We start from the raw sequence: 11,514 nt of genomic DNA, 5'->3' as shown, positions 1-11,514 counted from the left end.
GAAGCCGAGAAGATTTCGGCGAATATGTCTCAGTGGAGTAGCGGCTAGTCTGAGTGGAGGAGTTGTTCCCAATGACTGCGGTAGTGTCTGCTCATTCTAAGTTCCATGCCATTTTTCAGAAGGACGTCGTAATCCCCGTTTTTTCGAGACCGAAGTTCACATACCGAATCGGTATTCACCAGGCTAGCTCGGTGAATCCGTACAAATTTTTCCGAAGGCAATAGGGTTTCAAATTCTTTTAAACTCCGACGGTCTAAATGTTTTTTCTTCAGCGTATGCAGAGCCGAATACGGCTTATCTGTTGTAATACAACATATTTGAGCGATCGGAACGGTGCGTATTTTAGTGCCTTGCTTAAGTTTAAGGACACGCGATATGGGTTCTTTTGTTGGCCCGAATAACGCCATAGCATCCTTTTTTTTCTGAACGACCACGACAATTCCATACACTACCAGCAACAGCGCACTTTGATGTGTGAGTATGGTGTTGAAAATGCCCGAGAAGCGGTGGGTTGGCGTGTACAGCAACCAGCTTATGCCCACAAAAACGACAGTAAACAGCAACAGATGTACAAGTGTGATTCCTACAACAACTCCGAAATAGGCGCTCCATTGCAACCGTTTGCTAGCGATTGTGATTCGTGAGATGGTCTTCCGAAGCAATCCTCCTAAAGGAATTACATACAGCCAAAGCGAGTTATAGAGAAGCGATTCGGATACATAGAATCCGGTGTTCTTTATCTCGCTAAACATAAAATCCTGCAAAATCGACAAACCGATAAGCATCACCAATCCAATGCCTAACATTGGGGTTACCCATGGGCGTCGTTCTTTCGTTTCCGAAAAAATAGCAGGAATGCGTATCATACTCTGAAGATACGTAATGTTTTCCAACTAGCTACCGGAAATACCGCTGCCTAGTACAGCCGTACGGCGATCAGCGAAGCGAAATAGGAAACCCCACTCGAAATACAAGATTCGTCCACTTGAAAATTTGGCGCATGGGGCATGGCAATGATGCCTTTTTCGAAATTAGATCCTCCGATGAGAAAATACACACTTGGAACTTCTTCTTGAAAATACGAAAAATCATCACCGCGACCGTCTGGAATTACCCCATACATGGGCGGTGCAACGGCGCTTCCGTACACATTAGAAATTGTTTCCATAGCTTGATTGGCCAAGGCGGGGTCATTGATCACCTGCTTCCGTTGGTCGCCATAGACAAAAGTGTCGGAAGCATAGGCTACGCTTTTAACAATATGACGATACTTCGATTCTTTCAGTTGCTGTTCCACATAAGTTGGGAGGGAATCAAGAATTTTCAAATTACTCATTGTCAAATACCCACTTACCGAATAGCTATCTTTTTCTTTATTGAAGGGCATATCCTCTGCTACGGTAATATAGTCTTTGAAGATTGTGTTTGGGCTTCCTACACCGATCTCCGGACTCAATAAGTTGCGATTGTCCCAAAAAGGACTCTCTTTTTCTACGGTTTGAAGCGCAGCAAGCAATGATCGAGCTTCAGCAACTACTTCCTCTTCGGTCACTGTGTCGTCTTGGGTGAAGGTGAGTTTCAATTGCCGGTAGGTCGCAAAAATATAGTTCGGCTTTGTGGTTATAAGTCCGCTTGCCATCGGCGCAATATGGGCGCCGTAGATCTCATCAGGTTGTATTAGGTCAAATAGACCATCGTCCATCATGGCCGCGGCTCCTTTATAATTTTCTTCGGAAGGTTGAAAGATAAAATACACGGTGCCGCGTAATTGAGATGCTACCTTCGACAATGCCGAAGCAATTCCAAGAGCGATGGTGGTGTGCACATCGTGCCCGCACTGATGACGCTTCCCGGGATGCTTTGAAGCGAAGGGAAGGGGGTCTGGATCTTTGGAGGGAAGCGCGTCCATGTCGGCGCGCCAGGCAATTTTCGGACCGTCTTGGGCTCCGCGAAGTATTCCTACGACACCATACCCTCCTATACCGGTATGTACTTCGAGTCCGATTCGCTTCAGATAGGCCGCCACAAAACGGGCGGTTTGTTTTTCTTCTCCAGAAACTTCTGGATACTGATATAGATGTCGGCGCACACGAATAAGAGTGTCTGCGAGGGTTTCCACTTCTTTTTGAATGTTTTGGTGAAGCGTGTTGTCTAGTGGTTTTTGCTGTGCATAACTACAGCAATACAGGCAAATACTTAATACGATGGAGGTGAGTGTGATTGTTTTCATAGCACAAAGATGAACGAAAACCTTTAAAGGTACCTGTCACAATTGTGACAAAACTAGGATTGCGCGATTCGTTTTCGTATTCTACTTAACGATTGGCGTTCAATTCCTAAGAAAGAGGAAAGATGCGTGAGGCTAATCCGATTGCTGAGGTTGGGGTGTTCCTTCAGAAATTTGAGGTAGCGCTCTTCGGCGGTTAGAAACAAGAATCCTTCTACGCGATCACTCAAAATGGTCAACACACGTTCCGCAATTTGCCTCCCATGGCGTTCGCTATTCTTCGAGCTGCTATAACTTTCCTGAATAATGGGAAAGGGAAGTGTAATCAATACGGTGGGTTCCAGGCAGTGTAAGTTGTGTTGGGTAGGCTGTTGTCTGAGAAAGGCCGGGTAGTCGGTTGCAAACTCTTCTTCTTGAATAAATCCGGTGGTTATTTCGTTTCCTTTGTCGTTCACATAATACCTTCGTAGGAGTCCGCTGCACACATAGCCCATCGCAGTCTGCACGGTGCCGGAAGTTAAGAAATAGGAACCTTTTTTCAGGATTTTGAATCCTATATTCGATGTCAAAAGCGCTTGCTCTTGGGGGGTAGCGTAGGGAAACTCCTGAAGGAAGCGTTCTTGATATTGCTGCTTTTTTTCTTCGGAAAGGGAGGTCGAATAGTTCACGTTGGGAAGATACTTATTTCATCCCAATTTCCATCATTTCGCATGCGCGCGAATCATTTTGTTATTGGAATCAACTGCCAAACGACATCATCGGGCTCGTGTGTTTCACGAAAGGTTTCAGGATCCATGAGAAAAAACCGATCGTCATAGTCGAATCTAAAAAGACGCGTTTCCATATCGATATACCCGCTAGACCAAGTAGCATCGCAGAGATACCATTTTCCATTTAATTGTACGGCATTCCAGGAGTGCATCGATTTGTTTCTGGCACGACTTGATGATTGGTCCCAGGTGCCTGTACCATGGATGATGACTGCGCGAATACCCGCTAAGGCAGCCATTTCTTTCAGTAAGTAGGCATATCCGGTGCATAAGGTTTCGTTGGAGGTCCGTAGCGTGTTAAATACTTCCTTCTGAATGGTACGATTCCAGCTTGCGAGCGCCAGCGAATCGTTTTCTAATGCGCGTAAGGTGTTGCGGTTTTTCCGCATCAAGTGATAATTTCCTTTGATATTATGACAGACCCAATAGTAGATAGCTCTGAACTTTTCTACATCGGTAGGTAGGGCAGCGGTTAGTTCATGCACAAGAATGGGGAGTAGGTGCAAGCCTTCCCCTTGTTGTTGCGTTGCGATATAATCGGCTCTCCAAAAGTCAATGTTCTCAAAATCGCTTTGCTGCGCCCAAAGAGGCACCCACAGGAAGAAGGCTGTAATCACCCATAGAATTCTCATTACGCACTATTATTTCTGAAGGGTTTTGGCAGTAGTCTTCGAGGATCGCGTACGCAGGGCGGTTTTAATAATTACAGGGTCGTCTGCCAGGAAGGGCGTGACGAAGGTGGTTTCCTCTGAAATGCGAACTTCGGCGGTTTGATAGCCCAGAAAGCTCACTACCAGAACGTCATTGTCTGAAAGCTTTTCCGGAAAGGTAAAGGCACCTTTATCATCGGTGGCCACACCAATGGCAGTTCCCTTCAATACCACGGTAGCGCCAAATACGGGGCCATCGGTGCTTTTCACAATACCGGTCACAGTTCGTTTTTGATCTTGCGCGGTCATTTCCGAAGTGATTAGAAAGGTCATGAGGGTCAACATTCCAAGAAATAAGGATTTCATTGGAAGTACGGGGTTACGATAGATAGCTGTTTTCATAAGATATGTGTTTTTGTTTCCATAAAGCTCGTGAAGTAGCAGGGGAGAACCTATTGCCGTTTAGGCAACTCGCATTCTGGATGCGTCAGCGGGTGCAATGACTGAGGGAAGAAATAGTTTCGAACTAACAACAGTATTACTCCTGAACCATAGAAACGGTTTGGGTACCGTCAAATCTCCAGAGTCCGTTATTCCCGCCAAACCAGATATTGTGGTCTGAATCTTCTAAAATAAAATGAATCGAGGGAAAAGTTGTATTTGCTTCCGAAGTGAACCGCTTAAAATGCCCGTCTTTAAAAAGGCTCAAGGGAGTGGTACCGCTTGCCATCCAAAGCCGACCTTTAGAATCCTCAAAGATTTGGGAAACATTATTATGCCGGAAGCCATCCTCTTTTTTCCAAAATGAAGTAATTCCCGAAGCGTCTATTCGATCCAGCCCCCCCTTATGATTACCATGGGTTCCTACCCAGACAATATCCTTGCTATCGACATAGACCACGCGTATAAAATCATCGCTCAGCGCAGATACGTAATGTGTAAATCGTTCACCATCATACGAACTCACGCCTCCGTGACTTAAGGAGGAAAACCAAAGCGTTCCTGCGCTATCTTTATCCATAGTGAGAACAATGTTGTGATGCTTGCCATCGTCATAAACCATACCCACCTTCGCAAGGTGTTGTGTAAACGAGGAGCCATCATATCGATAGACCCCGGCACCATTGGTGCCCAGCCATATTGCGCCTTCGTTGTCTTCAATGACCGACATCACCTCATTGGGGTTAACAACAGGATATACTGCATCTAACCAAACACTGGTGGTATCTGTAAACGGAACCTTGAGATGTTTGAATTGAGTTCCGTCGAATACATCCACACCTTTGTTTGTCCCAACCCATAGGGTGCCGTTGGAATCTTCATAAATACTGTTTGTATGATTACTGCTCAGGCCGTTTTCAGTAGTATAATTTGTTAGCTGCGCTCCGTTTACACGAAAAATACCATTCCCTCGGGTGGCAAACCAAAGTTGGTTTTGATTGTCCATTATTCCGTTGTAGAAGCTCCCATCAATGTTCGGAAGTTTAGGAGTTGTCAGCAGTTTCGTATGATTTGAAAGAGTGGATGTATTTGATTCATGAACGATCTCTTTACAGGCACAAACAAGGAGAAGAAACGTACCTAGAAATAACAATAGGAGGAACTGTTTTGAGGTCTTGAAAATCATGGGTTAACATCGGTAATATGCTTCAAGATACGGATTTAAGTGATAGAAAGGAGAGAATAGCCGTCGCGATAGCGGCTTTTAGGGTACTTCTGCTAAGAGGGAGTTTAGATCCAGACTTTTGGTGTACATATCTAGGGTGCCATCCGGTTTCTGTGGCCATTCTTTTTGAGGGCGATCCCAATATAATTCGACGCCATTCTCATCGGGGTCATTTAAATACAGGGCTTCGGAAACCCCGTGATCGGCCGCGCCGGTGAGCGGATAATCGATGGTCTGCAGACGTTTTAAAATCGTGGCCAGTTCTTTCCGAGTAGGATATACAATAGCCGTATGAAATAAACCCGGGGCCTGTTTTGGCGCAGGCGCCGCTCCTTTACTATGCCAGGTGTTTAGGCCGATATGATGATGATACCCTCCGGCAGAAATAAAGGCAGCCTCTTGTCCGTAGGTCATGGTTACTTCAAACCCCAGAATACCACAATAAAAGTCTAAAGAGCGTTGCAGGTTGGCAACTTTAAGATGTACGTGCCCAATGCGCGTTTTTGCGGGGATGTTGTAATGCGGAAGTGATACCATAGATGTTTTGATTACACGTTAGAATAGTCCGTATTTATTTGGAGAATTAGGTTCGATAGGTTGTCCCAGATCCCAAAGTTCTACGATCGTACCTTCCTGTATCTTTCCCGAACTTACGAGTTGCAAGAATGTTTCAGCCGCTGTTTTGTTGTCCATACAGGAAATAGATGTTAGTCTTTCTCTTTTAGTTTCTGTTTCAGATATACAAAACTCGCTTCAATCGTATCGAATACATCGTCTTCCGGAACCAGATCGGGAATGATATCTACTTTTTCCAGCATATCTCTGGGCTGTTCCTGAAGTCCGACGAGTATCACTTCTTTTCCGCCGGCCCGTAAATCAAAAATAATATCTTCCAGGGTATACAAACCCGATTGATCCATGTACGGGACACGATCCATCCGCAAGATGACGGCTTTGACACCCGCAGGTAGGGTTTTGATTTGATCCTTAAAGTAGGAAGTGAATCCAAAGAATAAGGGGCCATACAAGTGTTTGATGATCACTTTTTCTTTGTATTCTTCGTAGAAACTGGTCTCATCTTGCCAGGGCTTTGAGCCGTCTAGGTCTGCCACATTTCCTACTTCCATCCCGCGTTCACTAATGTCACCCGACTTCTTCATAAAGAGTAAACAGGCCAGTGCAATACCAATTCCAACGGCGTGAATCAAACTGCCGAAGGTGGTGATAATCATCACTAAGATGAGGACAAACGAATCTGACTTCGGAACTTTGGTGAGGTGCTTAATACCCTTAAAGTCGATTATTTTGAAACCAATTGGGATAAGCAATCCGGCCAGCACGCATAACGGGATGTGCGAGGCGAGTTGCCCAAGACCGAGAAGAACGGCTAGTAAGAACAAGCCGTGGATCGTTCCAGACAAACGCGTGGTTCCGCCAGCATTAATGTTGACCACCGTTCCTTTGGTCGCTCCGGCTCCCGGAATTCCGCCAAATGCCGCGGCGATCATGTTCCCAATACCTTGCCCAATGAGTTCTCGGTTACTATTGTGTTTGGTTTTGGTCATATTGTCTGCAATCACCGAGGTGAGTAATGAATCGATACTCCCTAGCACCGCAAGGACAAGCGAATACTCTAATATGAGACTGTAGGCCTCTGCATTGATGCTAAAAATGTTTCCGAGTTGGAATTCGGGTAATCCCGAGGGGATATCGCCAATCAACGGTACGTCCATTTTGGTGAAGTACGCGATCAAGGAAGCAACAATTAAGGCAACCAGAGCACTGGGGATGGCTTTGGTTATTTTCGGAACAATAAAATAAATAGCAATAGTGATGGCTCCTAAAATGAGGGCGGACGCGTTAAATTCTGTAAACAGACTTGGAAATTCTTTCAATACCGCCACGGTAGATTTTGCGGGTTCGAGACCGGCGAAGGGCAGTATTTGGAGAATCACAATGATCAAACCCACCCCACTCATAAAGCCGGATACCACGGGGTAGGGAAAATACTTCACGTAACTGGCAATATTCAGAAACCCAAAAATAACTTGAAACAATCCCCCTAACAGAAAGGTGAGAAGGATGATGTTCATAGCATTGTCCAGCGTTCCATTCATTTGTATCGCGCCGGCCACCAAGGCTGCCGATACAACGGTCATCGGACCCGTAGGACCACTTGCCTGTGTGGGCGTTCCACCACAAAGGGCGGCAAATATCCCGATAGCTATCGCCCCGTATAAACCGGCTGTTGCTCCCAAACCTGACTGCACGCCAAAGGCCAATGCCAAGGGTAGGGCAACGACCCCTGCTACCAGTCCCCCGGTAAAATCTCCTTTAAAATTCTTGAAATTGTAGATCTTTGAAAACATAGCGACCGAAGTTTTTTTGAGTTAGGTGATTTGCAATCATAAAGATATAACCCTTTCTGTTGTTACCATGGTATTTGTTTCATTTTTCAAAAGGAAGCAACTGTTTTGAACTTAATACATAGTATTTAAGTTTTGAGATTGTTCTGGGATTCTTTGGATGGCATCCCAATGTTCGCAGATCTTTCCTTCGCTGTCAAAACGGAAGAAGTCCATGGTTACATATTCTTCCTCCGGCCAAAGCTGGTGGGTATGTAGGGCAACCAGATCCCCTTCCGCAATGCATCGTACAAAGCGAATGGTTTTCTCAGGAAATTCGCGCTGCATGCGCTCAAAATATGCGATAAAACCTTCTGTTCCATCCGGAACATCGGGGTTGTGTTGAACGTATTGTGTACCCACATAGCGATCGATGGCTTCTTTAGGGTTTCCTTCATACGCCATTTTATAGAAGGCGATAGCATGTTGTTTATTTTGTTCTATGGTCATGGAATTATTTTTTTTGCTGTTGAAGTTCTTGTTGCCGAAATCGCACCATACGGGTAATGAGTTCTTTGGGTAGCGGTTGGTCTAGTGGAAACTGCACCGAACCTTTCCCTTGTTTGTAGTCTTTCAGCGCTTCAGAAAAGGCGGCCATAGTGGTGGGAAAGGGATAAAAACCAACAAATTTGGAGTGCCCTGCCATCATCAGTTGTTGGTCTCGCTTTCCGCCGGGAACCAACGCATAGGCGGGAATTTTATAATTTATAAGCTCGGTGGCCTCGGGAGCTGCTTCTAGAATGAGGGCTCGTAAGGTGTTGAGCGCACTCTGGACCTCAGGAGGTTGGGCGGCAATATAGTCGGCTACGGTTTCAAAGGTAGGCATAGGTCCTCTTTTAGCCATAATTGAAAGTGATTATCGTTCATTATATCCTTTTCCTTCCTCGATCTTCGCTGTGGCCTTTTCGATCCTAGCGTGTCGAGTGTTCGCTTGTTTAGCAGCTCCGAAATAAAGCAGGTACCCTCGTTGTCTGCCTGGGGTCAATTGGTCAAAGGCTTTTTTATATTCGGGATCGGCTTCAAATTTTTGTAGCAACTCGTTAGGAACCTCGTACTCTGATGTCGTTTTAAGCGGTACCGATTTCCCTTGACGTTCATTCCTGATGGCTTCCTTGATATAGGCCTTGATTATTTCCTGTTGTTTGTTGATCGCTTTTGTATGCTGAAAACGGAGTTGCCGGGCAATCTGACTATTTTTTGTTTGCTGAACCAGTAGCTGTTCAGGATCTTTCAATAAGGCTCCTTTGTGAAATAGAAGGGCGCAATACGCTTTGAAACCGTGAATAAGCACAATGTTCTTTCCGTCGTGGGTGTAGCAAGGATGGTTCCATTTAAAGTCTTCGGAAAGATCGCAGCTCATGACGATCTTCCGAAGCAGCGTCATTTCCTCGTTCCATCGTGGGGCACCTTGTAAGAATACAGCGACACGTTTGTCCATAGTTGTGTGCTAATGTTCCCAAAAGATACGGATTATTCTGAAGTACGCGTAAGCCCACATGTTTCTTCAGCGCGAATTAGATGGAATCGTTGGAGCGGACTCGTACGTTCAGAAAGTGCGCTTTGATGGTCTGTTCTACTTTTTTAAATAGGCTTCCGAAGAAAAAGAGATAAACGTTAATACGCCATCGGTATGCGCACCTTGATCTTTTCTCATAGGCTTTGGTGCACTGTGTTTGTAACCAAGCGTCATCAAACCCCGTCCAAACACCTGCAGCCGACATCAAATTGGTGCCTACTACCGGAACTACTTCGTACCGATGTATGGCCTTAATTTCAGCGAGCGTAAAACCCGAGGAATATAAAATGGTACCGATCTGTTTGTAATCGTCCTGCTGAAGTTTGGTGTCGAGGTACAATTGGGACAGTGCTTTCCAAACGGGAAAGCGCCGTGATCGGTCAAGTGCGGTCTGAGGGTGATTGTTTCGCATCGTTTCTCTACGTGATTCTGTTTGCATCTTTGTGTGCGGAAGATTTTAAGAAAACAAGGAGGTTAAGGTACAACTCCTGAGGGTTTTATCATACACGCTATCCTTCGGAAAGGCGAATAATTAAGCCCTTCCGAAGCCTTATTGATCCAGCAAGGTTTGAAAACGTTCCAAAAACTGACCTATGTGCGACCCGTCTAGGAGTCCGTGATGCCCATGCACCGAAACAGCCATCTCTTGTTTGCCAGCTGTGGTTACCATTTTCCCAAAAGAGATCTTGGGGCAACTATCGGGATGTGTAAAACTTCTGGCGTGCGCTAAACTGGTAAAATCGATCCAAGGCAAGGCAGAGAAATGAATGACATCTTCTCCGTTCATGGCTGCTAACAGCGAGGTGCTTTGTTGTACACGAGCGATTTCATTCTTAGCGTTTTTATAGAACAAGGCTTCGTTTTCGTCATAATCGATATACGAAAAACCGAAGGTTCCATTAGGGCGCATGATGGTAGGCGAAGCATTAATAGTTTCATATTCAAACACCTCTTCACCAGCAATACGGTAGCGAAAATGGGTCACTTTATTGGCTGCTTTGAGGGCTCGATACAGATAGTACAAAAAGAAAGAGGTATCCGTTTGCCGCGACCTGGCATATGCTTTCGTGACATCTACACGGGCTGTAATTCCGAAGAACGGCTCTTCAAACTTCGAAAAGAATAGAAAATGCTCTTTTCGATCCCACTGCGCTAAGTCGATTTGTTTTTTCATGGTCTCTTTTTTTGGGGGGTCAAATATAGCAAAGTCAATTTCAAATTAATTCCAAGGGCCATACGTGGTAACCTCGCTAATCACTCCATCTGGCGTTCGTTTATAAAGTCCGCCCGAACCGCCTAACCACAGTGTTCCCTTGGCATCTTCGACCATGCTCATAATAGCAATGGGAACGGGCATATGAATAAAGCTCTTACCGTCGTAGTGGTAGACACCGTTTGCTACAGTACTAATCCAAAGGTCTCCCGATGGCGCTTCATATAACTCATAAACATCACCTGAGTTAAAGCTTTCGATTTCAGGAAAATGACCATAGTTCGTACCATCAAAAGTGGTAACACCCCCTGCGCCGCTACGTTTTTCGGGATCGGGATGGTCTCTTTCTGCAACGCGAGAAGCAAACCATAACGTTCCCTTTCGATCTTCCAGGATGTCGGTAATATGATTCGAATGCAGTCCGTTCTTTTTTAAAAAGAACGAGAAGTCTTTACCGTCGTATTTAGTAGCGCCGTATCCGTCACGCGCAATCCAAATATGATTATGGCGATCGGCTGTAATGTGCGTAATCCAATTTTGAGTGTCGGGATTTAGAGGAGTGGTCACCGTTGGCTTGGGTAAGGGGAACCTCTTAAATGTGGTGCCGTCAAAGGTGCTTACTCCGCTCCAGGTACCAATCCACAGGAGATTATTAGCATCAAATAACAAGGTGCTTACCATATTACTGACGAGCCCATCTGCTTCTGAAAAATTTGAAAAAGACCTACCGTCGTATGTTGCGACGCCTTGACCAGTACCAAACCAAAGGGTACCCTTAGCATCTTCCGCGATGGCAACCACTCGGTTAGAAGGGAGTCCGTCTTTCGTGGTGAAGTAACGCAAGGCGGTTCCATCGTAGCGAGCCACTCCGTTCTCCAACGTTCCAAACCATAGGTGGTTTTTGCTGTCTTTGAAAACGCTTACCACGTATTCGCCAATGGGCGTTCCCTTTATGACTGAAACTGTGTTGCCGTCTTCCGCGATCGGTTCTTTTTCTTTGTGCGACTCACAAGCAAGTGTAAGTGTTAGAAGGACGAGGAATGACCAACGTTTCATAACCGACATCA

At 45.5% G+C, this 11,514-nt stretch carries 15 protein-coding genes; all 15 read right to left on the bottom strand.

Going from position 1 to position 11,514, the window contains the following annotated elements; genetic code table 11:
• Positions 1 to 44: 44 nt before the first annotated feature.
• Positions 45 to 866 carry a LytR/AlgR family response regulator transcription factor gene (locus tag PO830_RS11100; RefSeq protein ID WP_272853643.1) on the bottom strand — a complete coding sequence of 274 codons (822 nt, stop codon included), beginning with the start codon at positions 864 to 866 and terminating at the stop codon, positions 45 to 47.
• 50 nt (positions 867 to 916) lie between these two features.
• Positions 917 to 2,230, bottom strand: a complete 1,314-nt coding sequence (locus PO830_RS11095) for a M20 metallopeptidase family protein (protein WP_272853642.1) — start codon at positions 2,228 to 2,230, stop codon at positions 917 to 919.
• A 53-nt stretch (positions 2,231 to 2,283) separates the two neighbouring features.
• Positions 2,284 to 2,895 (bottom strand): Crp/Fnr family transcriptional regulator, encoded by a 612-nt coding sequence (locus tag PO830_RS11090; protein ID WP_272853641.1) that lies wholly within the window; start codon positions 2,893 to 2,895, stop codon positions 2,284 to 2,286.
• 53 nt (positions 2,896 to 2,948) lie between these two features.
• Positions 2,949 to 3,629 (bottom strand): transglutaminase domain-containing protein, encoded by a 681-nt coding sequence (locus PO830_RS11085; protein WP_272853640.1) that lies wholly within the window; start codon positions 3,627 to 3,629, stop codon positions 2,949 to 2,951.
• A gap of 9 nt (positions 3,630 to 3,638) precedes the next feature.
• Complete coding sequence (locus PO830_RS11080; protein ID WP_272853639.1) at positions 3,639 to 4,049, bottom strand: carboxypeptidase-like regulatory domain-containing protein; 411 nt, start codon at positions 4,047 to 4,049, stop codon at positions 3,639 to 3,641.
• 136 nt (positions 4,050 to 4,185) lie between these two features.
• A complete protein-coding gene (locus PO830_RS11075; protein ID WP_272853638.1) occupies positions 4,186 to 5,274 on the bottom strand; it encodes a ligand-binding sensor domain-containing protein in 1,089 nt (362 codons plus the stop codon).
• Positions 5,275 to 5,352: 78 nt separating this feature from the next.
• Positions 5,353 to 5,850 carry a VOC family protein gene (locus PO830_RS11070; protein WP_272853637.1) on the bottom strand — a complete coding sequence of 166 codons (498 nt, stop codon included), beginning with the start codon at positions 5,848 to 5,850 and terminating at the stop codon, positions 5,353 to 5,355.
• A gap of 18 nt (positions 5,851 to 5,868) precedes the next feature.
• A complete protein-coding gene (locus tag PO830_RS11065; protein ID WP_272853636.1) occupies positions 5,869 to 6,006 on the bottom strand; it encodes a hypothetical protein in 138 nt (45 codons plus the stop codon).
• A 14-nt stretch (positions 6,007 to 6,020) separates the two neighbouring features.
• Positions 6,021 to 7,682, bottom strand: coding sequence for a SulP family inorganic anion transporter (locus PO830_RS11060; RefSeq protein WP_272853635.1), 1,662 nt, complete (start codon positions 7,680 to 7,682; stop codon positions 6,021 to 6,023).
• Between the two features lie 111 nt (positions 7,683 to 7,793).
• Positions 7,794 to 8,168, bottom strand: coding sequence for a nuclear transport factor 2 family protein (locus PO830_RS11055; protein ID WP_272853634.1), 375 nt, complete (start codon positions 8,166 to 8,168; stop codon positions 7,794 to 7,796).
• 4 nt (positions 8,169 to 8,172) lie between these two features.
• The gene (locus tag PO830_RS11050) at positions 8,173 to 8,562 is read right to left on the bottom strand and encodes an iron chaperone (protein WP_272853633.1); all 390 of its coding nucleotides are present in this window, start codon (positions 8,560 to 8,562) and stop codon (positions 8,173 to 8,175) included.
• Positions 8,563 to 8,574: 12 nt separating this feature from the next.
• Positions 8,575 to 9,156, bottom strand: coding sequence for a YdeI/OmpD-associated family protein (locus tag PO830_RS11045; protein WP_272853632.1), 582 nt, complete (start codon positions 9,154 to 9,156; stop codon positions 8,575 to 8,577).
• A gap of 76 nt (positions 9,157 to 9,232) precedes the next feature.
• Positions 9,233 to 9,673 (bottom strand): DUF7079 family protein, encoded by a 441-nt coding sequence (locus tag PO830_RS11040; protein WP_272853631.1) that lies wholly within the window; start codon positions 9,671 to 9,673, stop codon positions 9,233 to 9,235.
• A gap of 111 nt (positions 9,674 to 9,784) precedes the next feature.
• A complete protein-coding gene (locus PO830_RS11035; protein ID WP_272853630.1) occupies positions 9,785 to 10,408 on the bottom strand; it encodes a chloramphenicol acetyltransferase in 624 nt (207 codons plus the stop codon).
• A 45-nt stretch (positions 10,409 to 10,453) separates the two neighbouring features.
• Complete coding sequence (locus tag PO830_RS11030) at positions 10,454 to 11,512, bottom strand: ligand-binding sensor domain-containing protein (protein WP_272853629.1); 1,059 nt, start codon at positions 11,510 to 11,512, stop codon at positions 10,454 to 10,456.
• Between the last annotated feature and the right edge of the window lie 2 nt (positions 11,513 to 11,514).

Origin of the sequence: Altibacter sp. HG106 (genome assembly GCF_028561755.1) — a bacterium.
Lineage (GTDB): Bacteria > Bacteroidota > Bacteroidia > Flavobacteriales > Flavobacteriaceae > DFVG01.
The sequence above is the reverse complement of the archived record's forward strand: the minus strand, read 5'-3'. Positions and strand labels throughout refer to the sequence as shown.